This is a genomic window from Sphingobium sp. R-21, from assembly GCF_049913335.1.
Lineage (GTDB): Bacteria > Pseudomonadota > Alphaproteobacteria > Sphingomonadales > Sphingomonadaceae > Sphingobium.
In genome coordinates, this window is the sequence record NZ_CP184375.1 from 1,309,423 (window position 1) to 1,334,784 (window position 25,362).

The 25,362-nt window shown below is 59.3% G+C and carries 21 protein-coding genes; 9 read left to right on the top strand and 12 right to left on the bottom strand.

From position 1 onward, the window contains the following. Window positions 1-24: 24 nt before the first annotated feature. Window positions 25-783, bottom strand: coding sequence for a short-chain dehydrogenase/reductase (locus ACN9MX_RS20470; RefSeq protein WP_363828683.1), 759 nt, complete (start codon window positions 781-783; stop codon window positions 25-27). Window positions 784-959: 176 nt separating this feature from the next. On the opposite strand from ACN9MX_RS20470, the gene ACN9MX_RS20475 reads away from it, so the two are divergent. Further along, entirely contained in the window at window positions 960-1,754 is a 795-nt protein-coding gene (locus ACN9MX_RS20475) for an SDR family NAD(P)-dependent oxidoreductase (protein ID WP_363828686.1), read from the top strand. A 353-nt stretch (window positions 1,755-2,107) separates the two neighbouring features. Here the strand turns inward: ACN9MX_RS20475 and ACN9MX_RS20480 are convergent, their stop codons facing one another. The 7 genes from ACN9MX_RS20480 to ACN9MX_RS20510 all read right to left on the bottom strand — a co-directional run bounded on the left by ACN9MX_RS20480 (window position 2,108) and on the right by ACN9MX_RS20510 (window position 11,645). Beyond that, window positions 2,108-4,534, bottom strand: a complete 2,427-nt coding sequence (locus ACN9MX_RS20480; RefSeq protein WP_363828689.1) for a TonB-dependent receptor — start codon at window positions 4,532-4,534, stop codon at window positions 2,108-2,110. A 540-nt stretch (window positions 4,535-5,074) separates the two neighbouring features. Continuing rightward, the gene (locus tag ACN9MX_RS20485) at window positions 5,075-5,503 is read right to left on the bottom strand and encodes a YybH family protein (protein ID WP_363828692.1); all 429 of its coding nucleotides are present in this window, start codon (window positions 5,501-5,503) and stop codon (window positions 5,075-5,077) included. Continuing rightward, entirely contained in the window at window positions 5,493-7,550 is a 2,058-nt protein-coding gene (locus tag ACN9MX_RS20490) for a 3-hydroxyacyl-CoA dehydrogenase NAD-binding domain-containing protein (RefSeq protein WP_363828695.1), read from the bottom strand. Before ACN9MX_RS20490 ends, ACN9MX_RS20485 begins: the two co-directional genes overlap by 11 nt. A 61-nt stretch (window positions 7,551-7,611) precedes the next feature. Beyond that, window positions 7,612-8,595, bottom strand: a complete 984-nt coding sequence (locus ACN9MX_RS20495) for an acyl-CoA dehydrogenase family protein (protein ID WP_426387704.1) — start codon at window positions 8,593-8,595, stop codon at window positions 7,612-7,614. Beyond that, window positions 8,592-9,746: an acyl-CoA dehydrogenase family protein gene (locus ACN9MX_RS20500; protein ID WP_363828701.1), complete on the bottom strand. Its 1,155-nt coding sequence runs from the start codon at window positions 9,744-9,746 to the stop codon at window positions 8,592-8,594. Before ACN9MX_RS20500 ends, ACN9MX_RS20495 begins: the two co-directional genes overlap by 4 nt. Before the next feature lie 88 nt (window positions 9,747-9,834). Further along, a complete protein-coding gene (locus ACN9MX_RS20505) occupies window positions 9,835-10,335 on the bottom strand; it encodes an aromatic-ring-hydroxylating dioxygenase subunit beta (protein ID WP_363828704.1) in 501 nt (166 codons plus the stop codon). A gap of 14 nt (window positions 10,336-10,349) precedes the next feature. Next, the gene (locus tag ACN9MX_RS20510; protein WP_133651232.1) at window positions 10,350-11,645 is read right to left on the bottom strand and encodes an aromatic ring-hydroxylating oxygenase subunit alpha; all 1,296 of its coding nucleotides are present in this window, start codon (window positions 11,643-11,645) and stop codon (window positions 10,350-10,352) included. 662 nt (window positions 11,646-12,307) lie between these two features. On the opposite strand from ACN9MX_RS20510, the gene ACN9MX_RS20515 reads away from it, so the two are divergent. The 5 genes from ACN9MX_RS20515 to ACN9MX_RS20535 all read left to right on the top strand — a co-directional run bounded on the left by ACN9MX_RS20515 (window position 12,308) and on the right by ACN9MX_RS20535 (window position 18,818). Further along, window positions 12,308-13,117 carry an alpha/beta fold hydrolase gene (locus ACN9MX_RS20515; protein ID WP_363828707.1) on the top strand — a complete coding sequence of 270 codons (810 nt, stop codon included), beginning with the start codon at window positions 12,308-12,310 and terminating at the stop codon, window positions 13,115-13,117. Between the two features lie 262 nt (window positions 13,118-13,379). Next, window positions 13,380-14,183: a crotonase/enoyl-CoA hydratase family protein gene (locus ACN9MX_RS20520; RefSeq protein ID WP_133651234.1), complete on the top strand. Its 804-nt coding sequence runs from the start codon at window positions 13,380-13,382 to the stop codon at window positions 14,181-14,183. A 128-nt stretch (window positions 14,184-14,311) separates the two neighbouring features. Next, the gene (locus ACN9MX_RS20525; protein ID WP_363828711.1) at window positions 14,312-15,499 is read left to right on the top strand and encodes a CaiB/BaiF CoA transferase family protein; all 1,188 of its coding nucleotides are present in this window, start codon (window positions 14,312-14,314) and stop codon (window positions 15,497-15,499) included. A 118-nt stretch (window positions 15,500-15,617) separates the two neighbouring features. After that, window positions 15,618-16,427, top strand: a complete 810-nt coding sequence (locus tag ACN9MX_RS20530) for an SDR family NAD(P)-dependent oxidoreductase (protein ID WP_363828712.1) — start codon at window positions 15,618-15,620, stop codon at window positions 16,425-16,427. A 195-nt stretch (window positions 16,428-16,622) separates the two neighbouring features. Continuing rightward, window positions 16,623-18,818 carry a molybdopterin-containing oxidoreductase family protein gene (locus ACN9MX_RS20535; protein WP_363828714.1) on the top strand — a complete coding sequence of 732 codons (2,196 nt, stop codon included), beginning with the start codon at window positions 16,623-16,625 and terminating at the stop codon, window positions 18,816-18,818. Window positions 18,819-18,983: 165 nt separating this feature from the next. On the opposite strand, the gene ACN9MX_RS20540 is transcribed toward ACN9MX_RS20535, so the two are convergent. Continuing rightward, window positions 18,984-19,844, bottom strand: a complete 861-nt coding sequence (locus tag ACN9MX_RS20540) for a MaoC/PaaZ C-terminal domain-containing protein (protein WP_363828717.1) — start codon at window positions 19,842-19,844, stop codon at window positions 18,984-18,986. Window positions 19,845-19,959: 115 nt separating this feature from the next. Next, window positions 19,960-20,733 carry an SDR family oxidoreductase gene (locus tag ACN9MX_RS20545; RefSeq protein ID WP_363828720.1) on the bottom strand — a complete coding sequence of 258 codons (774 nt, stop codon included), beginning with the start codon at window positions 20,731-20,733 and terminating at the stop codon, window positions 19,960-19,962. Between ACN9MX_RS20545 and ACN9MX_RS20550 the strand changes: the two genes are divergently transcribed. Beyond that, entirely contained in the window at window positions 20,732-20,995 is a 264-nt protein-coding gene (locus tag ACN9MX_RS20550) for a hypothetical protein (protein WP_363828723.1), read from the top strand. The two genes, ACN9MX_RS20545 and ACN9MX_RS20550, sit on opposite strands and share 2 nt — an antisense overlap. 298 nt (window positions 20,996-21,293) lie before the next feature. Here ACN9MX_RS20550 and ACN9MX_RS20555 read toward each other — a convergent pair whose 3' ends face one another. After that, window positions 21,294-22,007, bottom strand: coding sequence for a TetR/AcrR family transcriptional regulator (locus ACN9MX_RS20555; protein ID WP_363828726.1), 714 nt, complete (start codon window positions 22,005-22,007; stop codon window positions 21,294-21,296). A gap of 381 nt (window positions 22,008-22,388) precedes the next feature. Here ACN9MX_RS20555 and ACN9MX_RS20560 point away from each other — a divergent pair, with 381 nt between their 5' ends. Beyond that, window positions 22,389-23,666 carry an MFS transporter gene (locus ACN9MX_RS20560; RefSeq protein ID WP_363828729.1) on the top strand — a complete coding sequence of 426 codons (1,278 nt, stop codon included), beginning with the start codon at window positions 22,389-22,391 and terminating at the stop codon, window positions 23,664-23,666. A 63-nt stretch (window positions 23,667-23,729) separates the two neighbouring features. Beyond that, the gene (locus tag ACN9MX_RS20565) at window positions 23,730-24,503 is read left to right on the top strand and encodes an SDR family NAD(P)-dependent oxidoreductase (protein WP_363828732.1); all 774 of its coding nucleotides are present in this window, start codon (window positions 23,730-23,732) and stop codon (window positions 24,501-24,503) included. Between the two features lie 24 nt (window positions 24,504-24,527). On the opposite strand, the gene ACN9MX_RS20570 is transcribed toward ACN9MX_RS20565, so the two are convergent. Continuing rightward, window positions 24,528-25,277, bottom strand: coding sequence for an enoyl-CoA hydratase/isomerase family protein (locus ACN9MX_RS20570; protein ID WP_363828735.1), 750 nt, complete (start codon window positions 25,275-25,277; stop codon window positions 24,528-24,530). Window positions 25,278-25,362 lie beyond the last annotated feature (85 nt).

The following is a 25,362-nucleotide window of genomic DNA, read 5'->3' on the forward strand; positions in this document are numbered from 1 at the left end:
CGCCCTCCATGGGCGCAGTCTTGATCAGACATAGCCCCCGTCAATCGTCAGTATCGTTCCGGAAGTGTAACCGGATAGAGGTGAAGCCAAAAAGGCCACAGCGTCGCCGATTTCCTCCGCCTTCGCGGCCCGACCGAACGGCAGGTGGGAAAAGAGTTCTTCCCATCGATCGGCGCTGCCGAGTTCTCGCTCCGCTCTTGCCTGCATCATCATCTTGACGCGATCGGTCTGAACAAATCCGGGATTGATGCCAACGACCCGAACACCGTCGTGGAAAGATGCGCGACCCATGGCTTTGACGAACCCCATGAGCGCCGCATTTCCTGCCGACCCGGCAATATATTCAGGAGGAAAACGTTCTCCTCCTGCGCCGATGACGTTGATGATGACGCCCTGGCGTTCGGCAAGTTTCTTATAAAGCTTCTGAGTCAGCGCGAAGTAGCCAAAGACCTTCAGATCCCACGCCGACCTCCAACGCTGCATGTCGATCTCTTGCAAGGACCCCGGAGGAATCGCGCCGGCATTGTTCACCAGGATGTCCACTGCACCGCATTGCGTAACCAAGGCATCCTGATCGGCCTCACGGCTGAGATCGCAGGCAATGCCGTCGGCCGTGATACCAGCGAACCTCAGTTCCTGAACGGCCCGATCAAGCACGTCGCCATCCCGTGCCGCGATCACAACTTCGCACCCTTCCTTACCGAGGGAGAAGGCAGCAGCGAGGCCGATTCCCTTCGACGCTCCGGTAATCAGCGCCCTCTTGCCCGCCAGCCTCAGATCCATCTGCGCATCCCTATCCCATCAAGTTCTTGGTCGGGCAGTGCCGCGTGACCACGTCTCGCCGATTGTCACCTGCCATCTTCGTAGATCGACAATAAGGCATTTATAATCTAGCACAAGCGTTCTAACTTGCTTTCTCAATTTTTGACGAGGAGAGATTCATGAAGCTCGATGGAAGAGTGGCGATCATCACCGGCACCAGCCCGAATATCGGCGGAGGTATCGCAGAAGCGCTGGCAGCGGCCGGCGCGTCCATCGTCGCGGTCGACGCCCAGCAACAGAATGCCGACGGTTGCGCCAACGCGATCAGGGCAGCCGGTGGATCGGCCATCGGGATCGTTTGCGACGTCACGGACGATGCAGCCGTCAAGGCAGCCGTTGACAAGGCAATGGAAACCTACGGTCGCGTCGATATCCTCGTCAACAACGCGGCCTATTTCCACGAACGAACCGTCGCTGAGATGGAATTGCCCGGCTGGCGCAGGGTGATCTCCGTCATTTTGGACGGATCATTTCTCTTTACGAAATATGCCACCGCCAAGATGCTGGAGGGCGACCGAGGCGGCGTTGTCATCAACGTGATCTCGACCACGGGTCACCAGGGTGCTCCCGGCAATATTGCCTATGCTACCGCCAAGGCCGGAATGCTGAATTTCACGCAAAGTGCAGCGATGGAGTTCGCCGCCCAGAATATCCGGGTCGTCAGCCTGACGCCCACTGCGACCAGTTTTGAAGAGAAGCCTGCCCGAGCCAAGCGTTGGAACGTCGATGTCGGTTCGATGGATCACGTCGGCCCCATGAGCCAGAAATACGCTAAGCGCATCCCCCTGCAGCGGTTGCCGAACGCGAGTGATTACGGTGCCGCAGCCGTCTTTCTGGCATCAGACGACGCATCGATGATCACGGGCATCGACCTGCGCGTCGATGGCGGCGCCGTTGCCCGCTATTGGGCGTGGGATCCTAGCAATCCCTGAACCTTCGCCTTGCCTTCGCATGTCATCATTGGTCGATATTGCCCGAAGCGCGATAGATTGAAATTTTCCGCTGACGGCTTGCTGGTGGTGAGGAATATCCCTGGCCATCATCAGGTCAACTCCGCCCCGTCATGATGGACATAGCGCGTTAGCAACGCGACCTTGAGCGCGCGCCATTAAGTCAGACGCAGGTTCGATGCTGCAAACAATTGTTTTCGCTTGTCCAACGCGAAAAACCGCCGCAGGCATGTGCGACGGCCAATCCGGTAACGTCGGTTCGCGAACGCTTTCCAGTCGCAATGAAAAGACCCCGCATCGCCGATGCGGGGTCAAACAGCCTTACAAGATGGCTATCAAAACTCTGAGGGTCTCAGCGTTATCCGAAGCCAGATTTCCCGTCCCCTGGAAACCGACCCCTCATAATCCGCCAAAGTGCCCACTGTGGTACCGGTGCCGCCGCCAGTACCCGGGGACTGGAACCCAACGTTGAGGAACTGCTTGTTGGTCAAATTGCGGCCAATGATCGCAAATTCCATGCTCTTCGATTTCGAAGCAAAGGTCAGGCTCGAGTCCAGGAGAAAACGCTTCGGGGTTATGCCAATCGGGCTCAGTTCCTGGGACACATATTGACTGGATGTATAGACGCCGTTGGCATTGAACGTTGCATTCCAATCATCCGCGATCGGCATTTCGTAGCTCATTCCAACGCTGCCGCTGAACTTCGGCGCACGCGGCAGAGGTCGTCCCAGGAACTGCTGCGTGTTGCCAGCGCCTACGCAACCCGCTGCTATGGTCTGCCCGGTATAGCATGGCCCGAAAAAGCTGGAGGCGTAACGGGCCGAATTATAGGCGACGGACCCCGTCAATGAAAGCCCGGGTAGAGCATTGGGCGAAAAGGTGAAATCGCCCTCCAGTCCCTTAATACGCGCAGATGACGCGTTCAGTATGGAGAGTGTGACGGCGATCGGATCAAGGCGGCTGAGCTGAAGATCCTTATAAAGGTAGGAATATGCCGCCAGATTCACACGAAGTTGTCGGTCGAGCAGCAAGGTTTTCAACCCAATCTCGAAGCCCTTCGCTTTTTCGGGAGCGTAACTGTTGTCGATCGAGGTCACTGCGGGATTGGCAAGCGGCGCGTTGAACGCTGTCGCGCTGATGTTGTAGGATCCAGCCTTGAACCCTTCCTTGTACGATCCGAAGAGGTTGAAGAAAGGACTCGGCTTGTAGGCCAGCGTCAACTCTGGCGACCAGTTGCTGAACGTGCGGGAAGGTCTTGTGAACTTGTTCGGGAGGCCGTTGGGAGGCGTGATGTCCTGACTCTTCTTGTCCTGAGAATATCTCACACCCGCCGACAAGCTGACCGCATCGATGATATCCCAGCCCATCTGACCGAAGACGGAATATGTTTTGCCCTCGATCGGGAAATACCAGACCGGCGTAAGTGGAACGATGACGGGAGCGGCGCGGGTGCCGGCATTCCTTACAACCTGCTGCTCGAAATTCAGGCTGTCATCCTGATAGAATCCACCGAGCATCAAGTTAATCGGCGAATCGGGGCTATTGTAGGTAAGCCGAAGCTCCTCGCTGAATGTATGCTTTTTAAATCGTCCCTGATCACCCAGGAAAAACGGCCTACCCGACGATGTTGAATCCAATGCGCTTTGCCGGATACTGTAGAATCCCGTTACCGAATTCAGTGTGACGAAATCATTTATTTTATATTCGACGTCACCGGAAACCAGAAATTGGGTCGCCTTGTAATAGGATGTGTCCGAATCCCAGCGGGGATTGCCTGTTGCGGCCCGGGCAAGGGCAGAAGGAATGCGAGCTAATGAAATCCTGTTGTCGGCCTCGCAATCACCAATGCCCGGCAATGAAGCTGTGCCGGCGGGAACCCCGGCGGGACAGCCAACCTTCTGGTTTGTTCCATAGCCACCATTTTCGTGCACATGATGATAGGTGCCGCGAAGCTTGACCGTCAATTGATCGTCCGGCTGCCAGTTCAGGCTTAGACGGGTCGCTTCCTCGTCGGTCCCAGGTGCATATCTGGACGAAGGGTCAGGATCGGTGTTGCGGAAATAGCCCCGCTGCCGCGAGAAGCGCCCGGCAAGGCGCATGTTGAGAGTATCGGTGACGGGACCGGAGACATATCCTTCGAGATCCACCTGCCTGGCGTTGAATTCATAAGCTCCGCTGATTTGCGCCTTGAATACATCGGTAGGCTCAGCGCTGCGGATGGATATGATGCCGCCACTGGAATTTTTGCCGAAAAACAAGGCTTGTGGACCTTTGAGGATCTCCACCTGACCAATGTCAAATGCCGAAATGCGCAACACCGACCCGTAACTGACCGGCACGCCATCGATATTGATTGTAACGGCACCCTCAGCACCAGGATTGGATGTCGGACTGGAAACACCGCGAAGTGCCAGAATGCCGCCATAGGACCCATTGGCAGCACCTATGGAAAGCTGAGGAGTAAGCTTGGCGACATCAACAAGGTTTGTCACGTTGAAGCGCGCCAGTTGCTCGCCCGAATAAGCGCTGAGCACGACTGGTGTTTGCAGCGATGTCTCGCTGCGACGTCGCGCGGTGACAATAATGTCGTGAGCATCTGCAATATCACGAGCATCCGGTGAGTTCTGCTGAACCTCGTTTTGCTTCGAACCTTGCGAATCTGCCACGGCAGAATCTGATACCGCCGTCTCTGCAAAGGCAGGCGCCGCGAGTAGTGAAAGCGCCAATATTTCCAAGCTGACGGTTCCGATCTTTCCTTTCAAAAGTCCTCTCCCCATTAATTTATCGTCCTGTCGTCGAACTTGTCGTTCGCGATCATGATCGAATCACATCGAAAGCGACCGCCGGCTTGAACCTTCAAGCCGGTCCAAAAGATAACGCCCGGTCAAATCCACAATACGCACACATCATCATAAGAACAAGTGTATTAGACGTTGACAAGGAGTTTTGTTTTCCCATCTCCGTGGAAAAGGGGCGCATGCGCTGGATTCGGTATGCCTACGGAGGCGGACAGGCCTTTTTGAAAGTGAGGTGCACCTCTTTCGGCGAGTGCCGCTGCGGCCGCTACATGGACCTTGTCAGGCTTCTCCTCATCCATCAGCTGATCAGGCAAACCACATGCATCTCCCGTCCCAGCAGGTTCACGCCTTAAGGTAACAAGCCACATTGAAGACATGACCGAGACAGATCATAATATCTAGTTCATTTGTCCTATATTGAGGGAATGTTGGACAGAGGGTCAGGTCACATACCGTATCAAGCGCCGCATGCGCCAAAGCGTTATGAGCAAGCCGTTGAGGCGATCATTCTTGCGTGGGCAGCTCCCGGCGCGACGCATGATGTGAGGCGATTTGCCATTTCGCGTTGGATCCGACGAGTACCCAGCTTATGCCGAAGCGCCAGCGAACCAGCTCCCCTTCTAGCTCCAGGCCGAAATAGGCCAGGCCACCCGCACTTATGACCGATGGCGTGATGACTCTGAATTCCCGCCAGTCAAAACTGATCGTTTTCAACGACGACAGCGGTGCAAGCTCAAAATATTCTGCCACGCCCCGCTGGCCGATGTACATCTCCGGCAGCGATCCGAAGAAAATCGCGTCCTGCGTGTAGAGATCGATCAATCCGGCACGATCTCCTCCCAGGCCAAGCCTTGCCCAATCTGCGGCTATTTGCTTGACTATCGCCTCAGCGTCGACATCGGGATTAACCGGAAGAGAAGCTTCAGCGCACATCGGTGAATCCCTTATTCCCGACGATCAATCGCTCGATCAGCGGTGATGGTGCAAATGCTGCCCCATGCCTTGCCTCAAATGCCTGCAGCTTGGCGAGGATTTGCGGCAGACCCTGCTCATCGGCCCAGAACATTGGTCCACCGCGGTATCGCGGCCAGCCATAGCCATTGATCCATACCGTATCGATGTCGGAGGCTCGCTGCGCGATGCCTTCGTCAAGAATCTTCGCGCCCTCGTTCACCATTGCCAACAGGCAGCGATCGAATATCTCCGCGTCATCGACCGCGCGGCGGCTTATACCCTGTTTCCGGGAGAAATCGATCGCTGCCCGCTCGGCGGCGGGTGACGGTGTGGCACGACGATCGGCATCATAGTCGTAATAGCCGCCGCCGCTCTTCTGGCCATGGCGACCGGCCTCGTTCAACACTTCGCGCAGCGTCGATGAGGTCGATGTTTCGCGTTGCCAGCCGACATCAAGGCCGGCAAGGTCGCGCATCGCAAAAGGCCCCATGGCAAAACCGAATTCCTGAATGACCCGATCGACGTCCCACGGCATGGCCCCTTCCGCGACGAGCGCGTCGGCCTGCACATGGCGAGCCGCGAGCATCCGGTTGCCGACGAAGCCATATCCATTGTTGACGACCACGCCCACCTTGCCGATCCGTCGAGCGAGATCGATGGCGGTGAGAAGCACCTCGGCGTCAGTCTTTTCGCCGCGCACAATCTCCACCAGCCGCATGACGTTGGCGGGTGAAAAGAAATGGAGACCCACCACCCACTCCGGCCGGCTGGTAGCGGACGCGATCGCATCAATGTCGAGATAGGAGGTATTGGTGGCAAGGATTGCGCGAGGCTTCACGACCGCGTCGAGCTGGCTCATTACCTCCTGTTTGACCGTCATCTGCTCGAACACCGCCTCGATCACGAGGTCGCAATCGGCAAGCGCCTGTAGATCAAGCGAACCGGATAGCAGCCCCATCCGCTTTTCCACCTGCTCAATAGTAAGCCGGCCCTTCTTCGCGCTCGTCTCATAGTTGCGGCGGACCGTGGTGAGACCGCGATCCAGCGACTCCTGCCGCGAGTCAACGAGGATCACGGGGATGCCGACATTGGCGAAGTTCATCGCGATGCCACCGCCCATGGTGCCGGCGCCGACCACACCCACTTTCCTGATCGGCAACGTCGATCCGTTGGTCGTCAGTCCGTCTATCTTGGCCGCCTGCCGCTCCGCGAAGAATAGGTAGCGGAGCGCGGCAGATTGCCGGCCGCTGACCAATCCATTGAACAGCTCGCGCTCTCGCGCCAGCGCATCGTCGAACGGAAGGGTGGCCGCCGCCTCGATTGCGCGGATGATCGCCTCTGGCGCTTCCAGATTTCGGAACGTCCGATGATTGGCCTTCCGGAAGGCGTCAAAAATGCCAGCCTCGGCCTCCAACGGCCGGTCGCGAATTTTCACCAGCGGCGCGCCAATCTTGCCGCGTGCAAACGCAATCGCTTCACCGCGCAGGTCGTCCCCCGGTATCAGAGCATCGGCCAGTCCGATCTCGGCGGCAACGTCGGCCGTAATTGGGTCGCCAGAAGTGATCATCTGGAGGGCACGTTCGACCCCAGCCACTCTTGGCAGCCGCTGCGTGCCGCCCGCCCCCGGCAGCAGGCCCAGCTTGACCTCGGGCAGGCCAAGTTTTGCCGTCGGCACTGCGATGCGGTAATGTGCCACGAGCGCGAGTTCCAGCCCACCGCCGAGTGCGGTGCCATGGATCGCGGCCACGATCGGCTTGGTCGCATTCTCGATGATCGACTGCACTTCAGGCAAGAGGGGCTGGATCGGAGGTTTGCCGAACTCTCTGATGTCGGCGCCCGCGAAAAAGGTACGACCCGAGCACAGCAGGACAATAGCAGCCACGGCCTCATCAGCGACAGCCTGGCGCATTGCAGCCGCAATACCTGCCCGCACCGGCGCACCGAGCGCGTTGACCGGAGGCGAGTCGACGGTGATGACAGCCACGTCACCTTCCCGGGTCAGGGTCGTCACCTCATTGATCTGCATGTAAGCTCCTCACGAAATTCGACGCAGGACGCAAGGCACAGGGCTGGTGAACAACCGCTCCCTACGCAGCCATTGCAGCGCCATCTGCCTGCAAGTGCGTACGGACAAAGTCCGCGCTCGTGCCGCCGCATTGTGAAATCCGCGCCGCACCGACCCGCGTGGCCCAGTATCTTTCAGAGCCGAACGCAAGCTGCCACTGTTTGACGCGCCTGGTCAGCAACTGGAGATCATATTCCTCCGTCACCCCGATTGCACCGTGAACGGCGTGAGCGATGGCACAGACCTGATGCGAAGCCTCGCTGGTGCGGCACTTGGCAAGAGCCACCTTGAGCGGATCGAAATGCGCGCCGCTCATTCCCAGATTGGCCGCGACCTTCGCGGAAACCACCTGTTCCGCCATTATAGCCAATTGTTGCTGGATCGCCTGGAACTTCCCGAGCGAGCGCCCGAACTGCTGTCGCTGCTCGGCATATTGCAGTGAGAGATCGAGCAGCCTGCGCATCGCCCCCGCCATCTTCGCCGCGGTGAGACCGGCAGCAATCACTTCCAGGTCAATTCCGTCGGCGTCGATCGTGGCGATCGGATCAGAGTCCGTCTTCACCTGTCCGCCCAGCGCGTCGAACGGATCCGGCTGGATCACTTGTCTGGGCAGAAGAATGATCGCGGCCTCCCGCATTGCCAGGACATGTGTCGCGACGGCTGCAAGCGGAACAATCGGCGAGGGCGGCGCCAAGACGATTATTGCCCCTTCCGGCGCGGCTGCTCCACGCGCGTGAAGCAGCGCTCGGGCGACGACCGTCTCCGCAAAGGGTACGGGCAGACAGAAGGCACCGGACTCGACAACAAGCGGGAAGATATCCGACAATGTCAGCGCGCTGCCACCCACATCTTCCGGCAGCAATGCGTCCAGGAAGCCCGATCGCTCGATTTCCTGCCAGATTTGCGAAATGTCGCCGGTCGCCTGAACGGCACGCACCTGCGAGGGCGTGGAAAGGTCCGCGAGCATCCGCCGGAACGGCTCAACCAGAATGTCCATATCCATCATCGCAGTCCCAGCCCCCGCGCAATCATTCCCCGCAGAATTTCCCGCGTGCCGCCACGGAGCGAGAAAACATGATTCAGCTGAAGCAGAACCGCGAGCGTTCGCAGCAATTCCGGATCGACCGTTCGCTCCGGCGTCGATGCGATGGCGTCGGCGATGACGTTCGGGATAAGCTGCTCCAACTCTGTTCCGGCATCCTTGAACAGCGCGGCCTCGATAAGCGGTGATTCGCCGATCGCCAGCTGACCCGTGATCGCGACCGACATGGCGCGGAGCACCGCCAGCCGGGAAACCAGACTGCCCAACAAGGCTATGTCTGCGGGGTCTGCATCCGCGCCCAGCATCGATGCCCACAGGTCAAGAAGAACCAGGCTGGAATAGATGCGTTCGGGGCCGCTGCGCTCGAACGCCAGTTCCGCGTTGACCTGTGTCCAACCATTTCCTTCGAGACCGACCAACGCGTCGTCGGACAGCAGAACATCCTCGAAATGCACTTCGCTGAAATCGCTTTCTCCAGTCCCCAGCTTGATCGGACGTACGGAGACGCCCGGCTGCGACAGATCGATGATGAACTGCGAGAGCCCCTTCTGGCGGTCTTCCGGCGTGCCGGACGTACGTACCAGCGCGATCATGTACTGCGATTCATGCGCATAGGTCGTCCAGATCTTCGATCCGTTCAGGCGCCATCCACCGGGTTCTTTCACCGCCCGGGTTCGCACGCTGGCAAGGTCCGACCCCGCATTCGGCTCGCTCATGCCGATGCAGAAGAATATTTCGCCACGGCAGATCCGCGGCAGAAAAGTCCGACGCTGGACTTCGCTGCCGAACTTGATCAGGAGCGGCCCGCTCTGGCGATCGGCGATCCAGTGCGCCGCGATCGGCGCGCCTGCCGCCAACAGCTCCTCGACCAGGACGAAGCGGCTGAAGCTATCCTTTCCTCCGCCGCCATATTCCTTCGGCAAGGTCAGGCCCAGCCAGCCACGCTGCGCCAGTGCGCGACTAAAATTCGCATCGAAACCTGTCCATGTCCGCGCACGTCGGTGCGGGGGCATATCCGCCAGCGCGTCGGCAAGAAATTCCTTGATCGGCGCGCGCAGCGCCTCGGCCTCAGGCGGCACCGCGGTTAGCGGAAAGGCGTCCAGAATGGTCGTCATAAGGCCGGTTCCATCGCGTCCCGCTGCCAGTCCGAACAGGTGTCGGAACAACTCGTCCGACACACTGAAAGGATGTACCACGGTCGCGTCAAAGAATGATGCTGATCTTGCCGTGGGGCTGAAGACTGTTCATGCCGAGCATGATCCGCTTTGCCCGGATCAAAAGCTTCTCCCCTTCATCGACGAATGTGTAGGCAGCATGGCCGATATAGGTATCGGTTATATTGTTTTTCGAGCGATAGGTGACAAAGCTGCACATCACCTGCGTGCCGCTTTCGTCGCACCCTTCCACCCGGACGTTGCCGATCATCCGAACATGGGTCGACCGCGGCCACTCGGCATGCGCGGTCATCTTCAGCAGGCGGTCGACCCGGTGACGCAGCCGTGCATGATCATCCGCAATATAGAACAGGTTGCTGTCCGGTCGGGCGTCGAGCCCCTTGCCGAATGTCGGCACCTCGTATGTCGCATTCGGCGCAAAGAGCGCAAACCACTCCTCAAGCCGCCATTGGTCGAGAAGCGCGGCTTCCCGATAAAGAAAGTCCTCGTAATCCGCACGCGTGCGCGGCTGCTGAACCGCATCTGCCATAACATCCCCCATGATCATCGCCCACCCTGGATGCGACGGTTCCACTCGCGCCAGAAGGTTCGCATCTGCGATTCGTCGTCGGCGCGCGGTTGATCACGCAACATTCCGCGGGAGATATCATTCCAGGGCGCAAACTTTGCCGAGGCGTAGCCACGTTGCGCGCATTCCAGCGCCTCGACATCGTCCGGCGTGGCAAAACCGCCCGGCCCGAGAAATTCGAGAAAATTGTTAAGACGGCGATGGCGCGCCTCGGGCGCTTCCCCGACTGGCGCGAGCGCCCAGGAACGGACCAGCATCAGGTCGGGCTGGACCGGATAAAAGGTGCGAACCGTGATCGCCATGATATCGTTGATGACCAGATTGGGGAAAAACCCCGCATTTCTGTCGCGATCCGCGATGCGCAACGCAAGTTCGGGGCCGACCCGCTCGTTCAACTCGGCCACCATCGCAGCTTCCTGCGCCTTCCCCTCTTCCCCCCAGGTGGGAATCGATCGGGCGACCGGCCGACCCCAAGGCGCCCTTGCTTCCGTGAAAGCATGGCCTTTCGGGAAAGTGTGCGCCCGGTTGATCTCCTGAAGGGTCTTGATGTCGGCAAGCGTTTCCGGACCCAGCTCGGCCATCAGATAATCGAAATAGGTCTCATGAGTCTCTGCCGCGTGATAGCCGTCATAACTGTTCTCGAGCAGCAGCTTCCAATTGGCCCGGATCGAATATTCATGCGTTCCGCCAACAATCTCCATGCCATTGGGCGAATGGTCGGACACGATATCGAGGATCTGGATGGCATCGCCCAGGAAATCCGCCAGCGGCTCGGCATCGACATCATAGTTGACGAAGAAGAAGCCGCGATGGGATTCGAGCCTTGGCACCTTCGGCAGATCGACGTCGCCTGCGCAGTTGAACGATTCAGGATAGGTTCCGGGAGTGGACCTGGTCGCGAACTTCCCGTTATTGTTGAACGCCCAGCCGTGATAAAAACATTTGAAGCTGATCGCATTACCTGTTGGTTCGCGAACGACCTGCGCCCCGCGATGCGGACAGGTATTGAAGAAGGCCTGAAACTCGCCCTTGCGGTTGCGATTGAAAATCAGCTCCCGCCCGGCGACGCTCCGGGTCAGGAAGTCGTTGGGCTTCGCAAGCTCCGAAGCATGACCCAGATAGAGCCAGGCACGATCGAAGATTCGCTCCCGCTCCAGTTCCAGCACTTCCTGGCTTGTAAATGCGTTCCGGTTGACCTTGAAGACACCGGCGGCCGGATCGTCCACGATCCAGCGGCTATTGTGCTCATCAGGCTTCACAACACCCGACATATTCCTCTCCAACTATCACCGCCGCGGCCTCACGCATCGCGGCACAGCGAGAACAATCGCACACCGCCTGATTGAGGTCGATTCTAGAACGCTTGTTCTTTCCATGCCTTTCTTGAACCCTGTTGGACTGTCCGTCAATCCCTCCACCGGAAAGATCGCTCGTCAAATGACCCGATAATGGACTGTAACCGAAAGATCGGATCACAGCACTCCCATAGGCACTGGCTGCGGGGGCGCAGGCAAAGCAAACGGTTCTGAGAGCAGTTTCTGCACAGGGGCGGCCAGAAATCGGCCGCTTCTCACATGCTAATGGAGGCAGAACTCGCGCAAGGCGGCAGGGCAGGCGATTGTGCATCGAAAATAGATTTCAAAAAAACACTTGTCATTTGACGACCTACAAGAGAAAGTGGCCTCTGATAAAACATACGACCTATAAAATGGAGGCGGAGGATCTTGAAGGCTCACAAGGGCATTCCAACTTAGTCGAAGCATCTCGGCATGCCGAGAGACCGGGATTTGCAACCCCGTGTCCCGACTATCTCTCCGCATCACTGCCGCTGGGGAAGCTGCCGACGATCGGCAGATTCGCCAGTCACGAAAGTTCGCTCAGGCACGGTAATCTGCAGCGCGCAAGATAACAGGGATAAAAGTAGGAGCTTATCATGGAATTTGAAAAGAAGTTCGTTCAGGTGGACGGTGCCCGCATCGCTTATGTGGACATAGGCGAAGGCAAGCCGACAATCCTGCTGCAAGGGGGCGGCCCTGGCGCCAGCGGCATCAGCAACTATCGCCGCAATGTCGACGAACTTTCGAAGAGCCGCAGGCTGATCGTCCCCGATCTGCCGGGCTATGGCGACAGCGAGGACAAACTTGGCTTCCATGAAATCTACAAGGCTCTTGGAGAATTCCTGATCCATTTCCTGGATGCGCTGGGCCTCGACAAGGTCGATTGCGTCGGCAATTCGCTGGGCGGCATGACGACCGTGGGCGCATTGCTGCATTCCTCGCACCGCATCAACAAGGCGGTCCTCATGGGGCCGGGTGGCTTCCAGCCGGTCTTCACGCCGATGCCGACAGAGGGCATGCGCCGAATGGGGGTCGTCAACGCCAGCGACAATCCTACGCGCGAGCAAATGCGCGGCGTGATCGAACTACTCGTGAATGACAGCTCGTTCATCACCGACGAATTGCTTGATGAACGCGTCAAGGCCGCGTCGAATCCGAATCGGTTCAAGCCGTTCGCCCGCTCGTTCGGGGAAATGTGGCGCGAGGATCTGGGCAGCGTGAAGAATGAAATCCTGGTGATGTGGGGTCTCGAGGACCGGGTCTGCCCGGTCGACATGGCGCCTGGCATCATCAAGGCATTCCCCAACGCGTCGCTCCACCTCCTGCCCAATTGCGGCCACTGGGTACAGTGGGAGAAGCCCGACGATTTCAACAAGCTGGTGGCGTGGTTCTTCGACCGCGATTAACGCCCATCTGTTACTTAAGGGAGTGCGCTTCTGGCGGGCTCCCTTATGACGCGTGCGACCTTCCGTTCATGCGACATCGTACGTAAACGACTTGAATCTTGGCGCTTTTCACGCGTCCGCTGCCACGGTTCATCGGACGTGAATCGCTATCGCCACTTGTCAGCGAACGGCTCCTTAGCCTTTCGTTCCCTGGACCGCATAACCAACGGGTTGGGAGGCAAGCAATTTCGATCATGGGCCGCCCCGAGACCAAGAGGCTTCAATGGAAGATTTTCTGCTTTACGAAAAAAGCGGCGGCGTCGTTACCCTGACAATGAATCGACCCGAAACACGCAACGCACTCTCGACGCCCGAGATCTGCGCCGAATTCGTCGATCAACTCAAGGCGATCGAACGTGACCCGTCCGCAAACGTCGTCATTCTGACGGGGGCTGGCCCGGCTTTCTGCGCTGGCGGCGACATCAAGAAGATGCGTGACCGTTCCGGCTTTGCTCCGATGAAAACGGTCATCGACACCCGCGACAGCTATCGCAACACCATCCATCTCGTCGCAAAGGTGTTCAATGGGCTGGAGGTGCCGGTCATTGCGGCGATCAACGGCCCCGCAATCGGTGCGGGCCTCGACCTGGCATGCATGTGCGACATGCGGATCGCGGCACAGTCTGCACGATTCGCGGAATCCTTCATCAAGGTGGGCATCATCCCCGGCGATGGTGGCGCATGGTTCCTCCCCAGAATAATCGGCATTTCCAGGGCCAGCGAACTGGCTTTCACGGGCGATATGATCGACGCTCAGGAGGCCGAACGCATCGGCCTCGTCTCGCGCGTGGTCGAAGATAGCGAACTGATGAGCGCCGCCCGCGCCCTGGCATCGCGTATCGACGCCAATCCCGGTCGAACACTGCGCATCACGAAGCGCCTTATCCGCGACAGCAGTCAGTTGTCGCTGGACCACCATCTGGAGATGGCGGGTGCGTTCCAGTCCATTATCCATGAGACCGAGGATCATCGAGAGGCCCTGGATGCGCTGCTTGAGAAGCGAAAACCATCATTCAGGAATGTTTGAGGGTCGGTGAACGGATTTTCTTGTCCGCGCGTCATCTGCTGCCATCTGGCGATCGATGATGGCAGCGTCATTATCGTCGGGCCACTCGTCGCCTGACAGGGAAAAAATAAAAGTGAAAGGCACGCAACATGGCTGACGGAGTCGACGAGGGGCCGCTTTCAGGCATCAAGGTCCTGGAGATCTCTCAAATGGTGGCCGGCCCTTTGGCGGGAACCATGCTTGCCGACTTGGGCGCATCCGTCATCAAGATGGAGGATTTCCGCGGGGATCCCTATCGCAACGTGGAACCGCAATATAAGGGAATGTGCTCGCGCTTCTTCGCGGTCAATCGTCATAAACGAAGCATACAGCTCGATCTGAGGAGCGAGGAAGGGCACGAGATCGCGCGGGCCCTGGCCCAGGATTGCGATGTCTTCCTGGTGAATTCCCGGCCGGAGGCAATGAAGCGCCTGAAGCTCGATTATGAAAGTCTCCGGGCGTTGAATCCCGGCATTATCTACGTTCTCATCAGCGGCTTCGGTCTGGACGGCCCCTATGCCGATCGCCCCGCCTACGACCAGGTGATCCAGGCAATTACCGGCGCCATGTATCTTCAAAATCCGGAGGGGCCACCTATGCCTCTCCGTTCCTTCTTCGTCGACAAGTTCGCCGCCACGGCGGCCGCCAGTGCGATAACGACAGCCCTGTATCGTCGCGAGAAAAACGGAGGCAAAGGCCAGTTTGTCTCGGTACCTTTGATGAAGACCTTCGGCTTCCTCAATCTCGTGGACAATTTGTACAATCACTGTTTCGTCAATGGCGACCAGCAATCGCCGCACATCAACGCGATGCGGCCTATCAGAAGCGCCGATGGCACGTTCATGGGCTATTTCCAAACCGACGCCCAGTTCGAACTGATTTGCCGCGTTCTCGGCGTTCCGCATCTGCTGGAGGATGAACGCTTTGCGAACCCTATCATGCGGGTCCGAAATATTGGTGCCGTCTGGCAGGAATTGGAAAAGGGCTCGATCAAAATCACTTCCGACGAACTGGAAGCGCTGGCGATCGAGCACGGCTTGCCCATCGCCAGGGTCAAATCCGTCGATGAATTCCTCGAGGACGAGCAGGCTCGTCACCTGGAATGCGTAAAGGAATATGACACCGACGAATATGGCCCTGTTCGCGCCGCCTCTTATCCGGTGGACTTTTCCGAAAGCCCGGCGGTCGTAAAGGGTACCGCCCCCCGTCCGGGCGAGCACACAGATCAGGTTCTTCGTGAAATCGGGTTTGACGATGGAGGCATTGCCCGCCTGCGCGAAGCAGGAGTCGTGTGTTGATCGACCCACAACTTGCGCAATCACCATGCAGAAGCTCAACCGCACATCGGCCCGTCTGCATGAACATAATACGATCGATTTACTATATATCGAACGACGGCAATATCGGGAGTAGGTCATGAAGCTGGAAGGGAAAGTGGCGATCGTCACGGGGACCAGCCCCAACATCGGCGGCGGGATCGTCGAGGCGCTCGCCGGCGCCGGCGCGGCGATCGTGGCCGTGGATGCAAAGAGCGAAAATGCGGACTGTTGTGCCGCGGCGATCATCGCTGCGGGTGGTCGCGCGATCGGCATCACCGCCGACGTGACGAACGAGGACGAAGTCCGCGCCGCCGTACAGCGGGCAGTAGTCGCTTTCGGTCAGATCGACATTCTTGTGAATAACGCCGCCTTTTTCAATCAAAAGTCCATTGCCGACATGCCCTATGCAGAATGGCGCAAGCAGAACTCGGTCATCCTCGACGGCGCGTTCCTCTTTACGAAATATGCCACGGCCGAAATGATGCCACGTCGGACCGGTGTCGTCATCAACGTGATCTCGACAGCAGGCCATCAAGGCCAGCCAGGCAACATCGCCTATACGACGGCCAAGGCCGGCATGCTGAACTTCACGCAGGCGGCCGCGATGGAACTTGCCGCGCATGGCATCCGGGTGGTCAGCCTGACGCCTACGGCAACCGAGACGGGCGAAATGGTGGAGCGCGCCGAGCGATGGAAGATGGATCTTGGCCCGCTGCCGGATTACACCGAGATCACAGCGATGTTCGCCAGAAGAATTCCCATGAAGCGTTTGCCCAAGCCCAGCCATTATGGGGCTGCAGCGGTCTTCCTCGCTTCAGACGATGCAGCGATGATCACCGGAACGGATTTGCGGGTCGATGGCGGCGCCGTCGCCCGTTATTGGGCGTGGAATCCAACGGACGGTTGAACCCCGACTATCGACGGCGCCGGGCGTCGCTCATCGCGGCGCGTGCCCGAACTACTCGCGCATGATGAGCATCCGTTAAACAAGACGATTGGTTGGGCCAGAAGACTAGATCACTTGTTTTATGACGGAAATCGCGACAGATTATGCACAGACCGAGTCCCATGCAGGATCGGCGCAATAAGAGGATGCCCGACGATGGAAGCGCTCTCCTTGACGCATGGGCTAGGCGAATATGCCTCGTTCTGCCGAATCTGCACTGCCGGCTGCGGCGTCCGCCTGACGGTCAATGAAAAAGGGCATATCATCCGTATCGTGGGTGACGACCAGAATGAACTGTCATCCGGCTATGCATGCTTCAAAGGGCTCCAGTCCGGTCTTGCGCACCGCGATCCGCAACGCATCCTACGCCCGCTAAAACGGCAACCAGATGGCAGCTTCCGCGAGATCGGGATCGAGCAGGCGCTCGACGAGATCGCGGTCCGTATTGCCGATTTGATGGGTCATTCCGGGCCCAATGCGATTGCACTGTTCGCGGGCAACGGTTCCATGATGAACCAGTCCGCAGTCGGCATGAACCGCCATTTCCTGCACGCAATAGGATCGGAGCAATATTTCACGACGATCACGATCGATCAGTCCGGGAAGATGGTCGCGGCGGGCCGAACGGGCACATGGGGCGCCGGTGCGGTCGATCTCGATGACATGGATGTGCTGTTGCTGTTCGGGGTGAACCCGTTCATCGCGCATTCCACCATGTCGGTATTGGGAGTCGATCCGATCAAGCGGCTGAAGCGCGCGCGGCAACGCGGTTTGAAGCTGGTCGTGGTGGATCCACGGCGCACGGAAACGGCTGCGCAATCGGACCTTTCCTTCCAACCCTATCCGGGTGAGGACGCCGCCATAGCATCAGGCCTGATCCGACTGATCCTCGCGGAGGGTTGGCATGATGCAGAATTTTGCCGGCAATATGTCGGCGAGGAACGCTTGGCGGCGCTTCGCGATGCGGTCGATCCGTTTACACCGGACATCGTGGAAGCGCGGGCCGGATTGGAACCGGGGGCCCTGTGGGCGATCGCGGACATGTTCGCATGCCGGAATAAGCGCGGCCCCGCCATGACCGGTACCGGCCCCAACATGTCGCAATATTCGAATCTGGCCGTTCACATGGTCCAGTTGCTGAACGTGATCTGCGGCCGTTTTCCCCGGGCGGGTCAAAAGGTCACCTCTGTCGACATGCTCAATCCTGCCAGGGACATGTACGCGGAAGTCGTTCCCGCATCGCGTCCGTGGGAAAAACATCCCGCCAGCCGCATTCGCGGCGCAGGCAATTTCTTCGGCGAACGCGTATCGGGTACGCTGACGGACGAAATATTGACAGCCGGGCCGGACCAGATCCGCGCCCTGATCGTCGATGGCGCCAACCCGATGACATCGCTACCGGATCGCGACAAAGCCTATAGCGCGTTGCGCTCCCTCGACATGCTCGTCGCGATCGACACATGGCACACCCCCACGACCCAGCTTGCCGACTACGTCCTGCCAGCAAAGCTTCAATATGAGCGACCGGATATGTCGCCGGGGCATCCGGCGCTCAAATTCTATCCGGGCGCGTGGGCCCAGTTCACGCCGGCGATCGTCGCGCCTCCGAAAGACGCCGAGGTCGTCGATGACTGGTATGTGTTCTGGGCGCTGGCCAGGCGGCTGGGCGTCACAATCAATTTTGCCGGTGTCCGCCCCATGGATGGCGATCAGCCCCCTTCCACGGAGGATCTGATAGAGATCCTGCTCGAACGCAGCCAGACTTCGCTCGACGAGTTGCGCGCCTATCCCCACGGGCATCAGTTCCCGATCACGGATGCCGTCGTCAAACCGCCTCGCCAGGGTCATGAAGCAAGATTCGACGTCATGCCGGCCGACGTGCTCGACGAACTGCATCGTTATCAAACCGAACCCGTAGCGCAGCATCGTGCCGGGCCCGATCGCGAATTCACCCATTTATTGTCGTCGCGACGCATGCGCGATCTCTACAACAGCTATGGCGTCCTCATGCCGACGGTACGAAAGCGCAACAAATATAATCCGGCCTATCTCAACAGCGAAGATCTGGAGCAGTTGGGATTGGCGGATGGCCAGTTGGTCGAGATCATTTCAGCCCATGGCCGAACCCAGGCAATCCTCAAATGCGATGATACGATGCGGTCTGGAGTGGCGGCGTTGAGCCAGTGCTGGGGCGGCACGCCAGGAAAAGAAGACGTCATGGTTGACGGAAGCTGCGTCAATGCTCTGATAGACACCGATACGCATTTCGAGAGCATCAACGCGATGCCGCACATGTCGTCGGTCCCCGTCCGTTTCGAACCATTGCCGCAAAAAGCCAAAGCCGCAGCATGACACGCGCTGCGCGGCGACGATAAGCCATTTGCCATTCAATCAACGTCCCGGTCCGTGGGGGGGGGAGCCAAGGGTCCTTACGGTTCCAGGTCCGCATCGAACGCGGCTCTGCGCTGGCAACGCTGGACCATGGATCATCTGGCCCAGCGCGCTGCCATGGCCCCCTCACGCACCCGCCCGGATCACAACGCGGCCATCGGCGAACACGCATGTGTCTCGCTTCGGCACGCGGGCCTCGATATGTGCGCCATCTGTCTCTCGCCAGAATGCCAACTGGATCGTGTCGCCGGGGAAAACCGGGGCGCTGAACCTGCCCGAAAGTCCGACAAGCCGGCCGCCCTCACTGCACAACGTCTTTTCCGCAAAGGCCGCGCACAATCCATATGTTGCCACGCCGTGCAGGATCGGCTGCGGAAATCCAGCCTGCACCGCCGCTTCGGGTATCAGGTGAAGAGGATTCTGGTCCCCGGTGAGCGCAAATATCTGGGCGGCCTGCGGCGATGTCGGCACATTGACGACCAGATCCGGCGCGCGCTCCTTGACGCTGGCCGGTTCCGCTTTTGCATAGGGCGGGGCACCGGCAACCTGATCGGACCGGCAAACAAAGGTCATCTGCATGGATGCATAATGGGTTTGCGTCTGCGCATCATATAATTCGCGGGTCATGGCGATCACGCAGCCGCGGCCCTCTCCGCGATCGAACACGCCGCTCACGCGCGTTTCGCTCCTTACCGCCCCTTCGACCGGCAGCGGCGCATGCAAAAGCATCCCTTGACTGCCGTGCAGCATTCCCGAAAGCGTCGCTCCAAGTCCCATCGCATGGGGCCGTGGAGCGGCAAGCACGATGGCCATCGCTGGCAGGGCACGTACCGGGGGAAGCGGTCCAAGGTGCCGACGCGTCCAATCGTCGGACGGGTCCAGGCCGCAGCCAACGCCTAGGGCGTAGATGCAGCTCTCCTTGGCCGCATAGCGCTGCTCCATGACGATAGGCGCCGTGCCCATCAGCCTGTGGTAATCCATGATCATCAGGCCCTACCCCTCCTGAAAGACAGTAATCGCTCTTGGCAAGCAGTATCGCACAAGCGAAAGGGACGGACTGATGCCACCAGTTTGCGCCTGGCATGCCCCGCCCCTTTTGCCGCTATCTGCGAGCACGGCTGAGCCCGCCGTCGACCGGAAGGAGAACGCCAGTCAGGTACGCCCCGGCCCTGGAACACAGATAGACGCAGGCGCCGGCAATGTCTTCGGGCTGGCCCAATCGGCCCAGAGGTATCAGTTCGGGCATCTCCGCCATATGCGCCTTGTCGATGGCGGCCGTCATTCGCGTCGAAAAATATCCCGGCGCGATCGCGTTGACCGCGATATGCGACGGGGCAAGTTCGGCAGCCAACATCCGCGTCAGATGATGCATCGCAGCCTTGCTCGCCGAATAGGAAAAGGTCGGTCGCAATGGCAAGGCATGACCCGCGAACGAACCCAGGTTGACGATCCGGGCCGGGTCATCGGGCGTCGCTGCGGCGCGCAACAGCGGCAGCAATTCGCGGATGAGCGTGAAAGGCGACTGGACGTTGATCGACATGAGGTCGGGCCAGCTCTGGTCAGCCAGTGTTTCTATCGGGCCTCCGGCGCTCTTGCCCGCGTTGTTGATAAGCACATGCAAAGGCTCACCCTTCGCCTTGACCTGATCGGCAAGCGCCACGGCGCCGTCGGAGTGAGACAGATCGGCGACCAGGCCGGCGCAATGACCGAATGCGCTGAGCTCCTCTACAGCCTGTTGACTGACCTCCGCCTTGCGCGAGGTGATCGTGACGCTCGCGCCGCGCCGCAGAAATTCCTGAGCGATCATGTGCCCCAGACCTTGAGCGCCGCCAGTGATGAGCACATGCTTGTTTGTCAGCGTAAACAAGTCGGACATGTCGATCCTCTCGATTTCTATAATGGGAAGCAATGATCAGGGCAAAGGAGTCCAGCGGGGAAACCTGCCGCTCCATGGTAGTTCATTTGTTCTAATTGGCAAGATGCAGACTCTTGTCGGCGGGGATGGCATGGCCCTGATGGCGCATAGCAACGCGGCACAGAATGCATGCCGCGGAACTCTGGTTTATTGTGATGACAAGGCGGGCCGTCCGCAGCAGGGATCAGGCTGCGATAAATGGATCATCAATAACTGCGCATGACACACACGCGCCCAATGCGACGATCAAGCGCGAGCTTGCACGCGTTGCGTTACGTCGAATCCCGCCATTGAGTGAAAATGCCTTCAGGCGCCGCCTGTTGAAATCCTTACGTGCTGCCACTTGCTCTTGAAGCACCAGCAACCTGTGCCCCTTGCGTCATGATCGACCCTGCACAAGATGCAAGGAGCTTGACTCATCAGCCGTTGGCGCACCCGCGTGCCCCCTCCCGATTGTTACCAGGATGTTGATGCATCAGCGTCATGCATTTTGATATAGGCGCCGCCCACGGCCGCCCCGCCTAGTCGCTCCGCTTGGTCCTGCCTCTTTTTGGCGGTGCAGGATCTGGAGCGGCCTGCGGTATTCCCGCCTCGATCAGAGCTGTCGCGGTTTCGACGAGGTTGAGCTGCGGATCGGTCTGCGTCCACAAATCGCTACGCCGACGGCTGGCCACCCAGGCCTCACGCGCTGCCTCGACCGAGAGGGTATACCACGCGAAGAAGATCAGCCGTTGACGCAATACCGGCGCAGGAATGTGCTGGCAAAGCCCACTGATCAGTTGCAGCAGCCGCCGGTACACCAGGATATTCATTCGATCCAGATAGGAGGCGACGTCCTTGCGCCGCACAAACATCACGCTGGCAAGAAAGCGGATCGCGGTGGGCGAAGGATCCGTGTGGATATCGGGATTTGGCGCGCGAACGATGATATCCACGACTTCACGAACGCTGGTCGGACCACCTTTTCGATCCAATTCGGAAATGCGCTCGAACCAGACGACGCTCAGATCATTGAAAATCTCGTTGATCAGTTCAAGGACGAGGCCCTCTTTCGACTTGAAATAATAGTTGAGAGAGCCGCCATTCTTCGCACCCGCCGCCGCGACGATCTCACGAACCGTGACTGCTTCCAGGCCATGCTCGGCAAACAGCCGGCGTGCAGCAACCTTTATGTTTTTTCGCGTGTCAGTACGCTCGTCGAGCACATCCTGAGCGACTTTGGTGGAACGTGGCATTTTCACATGGACCATTGTTGAGCGCGGGTCAGAAAAACGCGCTTGCGCGCGATATAGCGATTAGCCGAGCTCTGAGTAAAATGGAATGACAAAACGGCACTAATTTTGCGTTGCGCGCCATCCTCTGCACGAAAGCAGCGGCGTACATCATCGCTCGATCATGTCTCGGCTTCCTGACCGGATTTCCAGCTCATGGCGCGCGAGCCTCTTGACGTCCTGCCTACGGACCAGCCGTCAGCGCGCGTGATAAAAGGATGCGGCGTGAACCATGCCTTCCCCATGCTCCGCATTGCGAATGTGATGACCCATGACCTCTTGTTGACGCATCATGGAGCCGCTGCCACTCACAGCCCTCAAAACCATAGCAAGAGAGGCGCTGTCATGATGGAAAAGGCGCAGGACCTTCCCGACGCAGGTCAGGCCAGCGCGCAAGACGCTGATCATGGCTGGCAATCTGCTGCGGACGAATGGCGGCGGAACTGGCGGGTCGGCCTTGCCGCGTTCCTGGTGATCGGCTTGTCTCATGGCGCTTATCAATCGCTGTCCAGCCTGTTCGTCCTGCCCCTGCAGGAAGCATTTGGCTGGTCGCGCGGCCAGATCGCCTTCGCGCATTATTCATCGCTGATGGTGGCCTTCGCTGCGCCTTTCGTGGGTCGCGCAATAGACAGGTTCGGACCACGCCGGATCATGCTGGGCGGCATGGCCCTTTCCATCCTCATCTATCTGGGCCTGGCATCGATGAACGGCTCCCTGGCGCTGTTCTACCTGCTCAGCGTGCTGGCCGGCGTCATTGGCCTGTCGGCGAGCGGACTCACCTGTTCCCGCGTGGTCAGCCAATCCTTTATACGTTCGCGCGGCGTTTCGCTCGCAATTGCGCGCAGCGGCCTGGCGCTCGCCAGCGCGGCTTTACCGACCATCCTCTTCGCCATCATCGCGCGTTATGGCTGGCGCGCTGGCTATATGACCGAAGCGCTGCTCGTGCTGGTGGTCGCATTGCCTGCCGCCTGGTTCTGGATAGGTCGTTCGCGCACGCCCTCAAAAGTTCAGCATCGACACATGGATGCCGATCTTCCAACCTGGCTGCATTTGCTGCGGGAACGGCGCGTATGGCTCCTTTGCCTGGGCGCTGGCCTGGGCTACGCCCCTGCCACCGCGATCATGACGCAACTGCAACCGCTCCTCATCAGCAAGGGCGTGGAGGCAGGCAGCGCCGCCGCGCTGGTCGGCATGGCCGGAATTGCCAGTTTTGCCGGCGCGATCATCACCGGCAGCCTGGTCGATCGGTTCTGGGCGCCGGGCATCGCTTTCCTGTTCGCCTGCGGTTCGGCGATCGGAACATGCCTGCTGGCGTGGCACGGCGCGATCGAAGGACCGATGGCGGGATTGGCCATATTGCTGATCGGCTTCGGCCTGGGTGCGGAAATCGACGTGGTGGCTTATATGGTGGCGCGCTATTTCGGCATCCGTTCCTTCTCTACCATCTATGGAATGGCAGTGTTCTTCATCGCTTTTTCCGGCGCACTGGGCGCATCGATGCTGGGAACTTCATTTGACCGGCACGGCAATTATGACGCAGCCCTGCTTGTCATCGCCGCCAGCTTCATGGCGGCAGGCTGCGTTTATCTGATGATGGGACGTTATCCTCAGCATAAGGACTGATGCCGGCCGGCGGTGCCGCATCAGCCGCGGGTAGCACCCCATCATCATCTGTCGGAGAACATCATGTCCGATCATACCCCCCTTTCCGCCTTCGGACTTCAAGGCAAATTCGCGATTGTAACCGGCGCGGGGTCCGGTATCGGCCAGGCCACTGCCATGCTGTTCACGCAGGTTGGCGCCCGCGTCCTGTTCGTCGACATCGACGAGGCAGCCGTTCGCGAAGCCGCCAAAGAAAACCAGTCGCCCTATGCGGTCTGCGATATTGCGGACGAAGCACAGGTCATCGCCACGTTCGGTGAAGCGAAGAGACTATTGGGCAGGCTGGACATATTGGCCAATGTCGCAGCCTATCGGCGCAAGGCGGATACCATGACGATGCCTGCCTCTGAATGGGATATCATGCATGCGGTCACCACGCGCGGCACGTTCCTGATGATGCGCGAAGCCATCAGGATCATGCGCGATCAGGGCAGCGGCGGCTCCATCGTCAACGTGTCATCCGTAAGCGCGGATCATCCGACGATCTTCAACAACACCCATTATGATTCCGCCAAGGCCGGCGTCGACGCGATGACCCGCGCCGCCGCCGTCGAATTCGCCGAACACAGGATCCGAGTCAATTCGGTCCAGCCCGGCGGCACGGCAAGCGGCGGCGCAAAAAGGATGGAAAGCGACATGCCGATGCGCGGGCCCATGACGGCTCCGGGACGCATTCCACTCGGCAGAATGTCCGATCCAGTAGAACAGGCCCGAGCCATCCTGTTCCTCGCCAGCGATGCAGCAAGCTACATCACTGGCCATCATCTGGCGGTGGACGGGGGCTACAGCGTCTCCTGACCCATCGGAACCGCCCGAACGCCGTCAGGCCTTTTCCTGCAACCCGGCAAGGATCGCCAGCCCCTCCATGGCCAGCCCCTGATCAAGCTCCCTGGCCAGTCGCGCCTTGATATCTCGCGTCAGAAGGATGCGGGTATAGCGATTGGCCAGGGCGGGACGCGCGACTATGGTGCGGGCGATCTCGCGCGCACGCGGCATCAGCGCATCAGGTGCCAGTACCTCGCCGACCAATCCAAGGGCCAGGGCTTCGGTTGCGCCGATCTCCTGTCCCGTCATCAGGAAATACCGTCCACGGTTCGGCCCCAGCAGCATCGGCCAGATGCTCTGCACGCCATCGCCAGGCACCACGCCGGCCAGCGCGTGCGGCTTGTCGGCGAAGGCAGCGCCCTCGGCCGCCAGCACGACATCGGCAAGCAGGGCGATTTCAGCATGGATGAAGGCCGGGCCATTGACGGCGGCCACCACCGGAATCTCGATCGCCAGCAGATTGTTGAGCAGCGCCCTGCCCTCCCGGAAGATCACGTCCCATGTCGCGCCATTCATCGGCGGCATGTCGCAGTCCATGTCGAACTCAGCGCAGAAGGTGTCGCCCGTCCCGGTGATCAACAGCAGGCGAGCGTCGGGATCAGCCGCGATTTGCGCGAATGCGATACCCAGTTCCTTGTGCAATCCACCCCATAGCGCCCATTTGGCCGGACCCCCATGGTGATGGATACGCAGTTCCACAATGCCGTCATCCTGCGTCATCGTGATATTGTCGAACTGCTGTCCCATCTCTCTTCCCCTCGTCCTTTTCCGTGCTATCAAGCACACACTTGATAGCTGGCGTCGACGCCGTGGCAAGCAGGAAAGGCGAATG

Coding starts and splice junctions, on each gene's coding strand:
- ACN9MX_RS20470 (WP_363828683.1), bottom strand. CDS start 783: ATGGATCTGAGGCTGGCGGGCAAGAGGGCGCTGATTACCGGAGCGTCG.
- ACN9MX_RS20485 (WP_363828692.1), bottom strand. CDS start 5,503: ATGTGCGCTGAAGCTTCTCTTCCGGTTAATCCCGATGTCGACGCTGAG.
- ACN9MX_RS20490 (WP_363828695.1), bottom strand. CDS start 7,550: ATGCAGATCAATGAGGTGACGACCCTGACCCGGGAAGGTGACGTGGCT.
- ACN9MX_RS20495 (WP_426387704.1), bottom strand. CDS start 8,595: ATGATGGATATGGACATTCTGGTTGAGCCGTTCCGGCGGATGCTCGCG.
- ACN9MX_RS20500 (WP_363828701.1), bottom strand. CDS start 9,746: ATGACGACCATTCTGGACGCCTTTCCGCTAACCGCGGTGCCGCCTGAG.
- ACN9MX_RS20505 (WP_363828704.1), bottom strand. CDS start 10,335: ATGGCAGATGCGGTTCAGCAGCCGCGCACGCGTGCGGATTACGAGGAC.
- ACN9MX_RS20510 (WP_133651232.1), bottom strand. CDS start 11,645: ATGTCGGGTGTTGTGAAGCCTGATGAGCACAATAGCCGCTGGATCGTG.
- ACN9MX_RS20515 (WP_363828707.1), top strand. CDS start 12,308: ATGGAATTTGAAAAGAAGTTCGTTCAGGTGGACGGTGCCCGCATCGCT.
- ACN9MX_RS20520 (WP_133651234.1), top strand. CDS start 13,380: ATGGAAGATTTTCTGCTTTACGAAAAAAGCGGCGGCGTCGTTACCCTG.
- ACN9MX_RS20525 (WP_363828711.1), top strand. CDS start 14,312: ATGGCTGACGGAGTCGACGAGGGGCCGCTTTCAGGCATCAAGGTCCTG.
- ACN9MX_RS20530 (WP_363828712.1), top strand. CDS start 15,618: ATGAAGCTGGAAGGGAAAGTGGCGATCGTCACGGGGACCAGCCCCAAC.
- ACN9MX_RS20535 (WP_363828714.1), top strand. CDS start 16,623: ATGGAAGCGCTCTCCTTGACGCATGGGCTAGGCGAATATGCCTCGTTC.
- ACN9MX_RS20540 (WP_363828717.1), bottom strand. CDS start 19,844: ATGATCATGGATTACCACAGGCTGATGGGCACGGCGCCTATCGTCATG.
- ACN9MX_RS20550 (WP_363828723.1), top strand. CDS start 20,732: ATGTCGATCCTCTCGATTTCTATAATGGGAAGCAATGATCAGGGCAAA.
- ACN9MX_RS20545 (WP_363828720.1), bottom strand. CDS start 20,733: ATGTCCGACTTGTTTACGCTGACAAACAAGCATGTGCTCATCACTGGC.
- ACN9MX_RS20555 (WP_363828726.1), bottom strand. CDS start 22,007: ATGCCACGTTCCACCAAAGTCGCTCAGGATGTGCTCGACGAGCGTACT.
- ACN9MX_RS20560 (WP_363828729.1), top strand. CDS start 22,389: ATGATGGAAAAGGCGCAGGACCTTCCCGACGCAGGTCAGGCCAGCGCG.
- ACN9MX_RS20565 (WP_363828732.1), top strand. CDS start 23,730: ATGTCCGATCATACCCCCCTTTCCGCCTTCGGACTTCAAGGCAAATTC.
- ACN9MX_RS20570 (WP_363828735.1), bottom strand. CDS start 25,277: ATGGGACAGCAGTTCGACAATATCACGATGACGCAGGATGACGGCATT.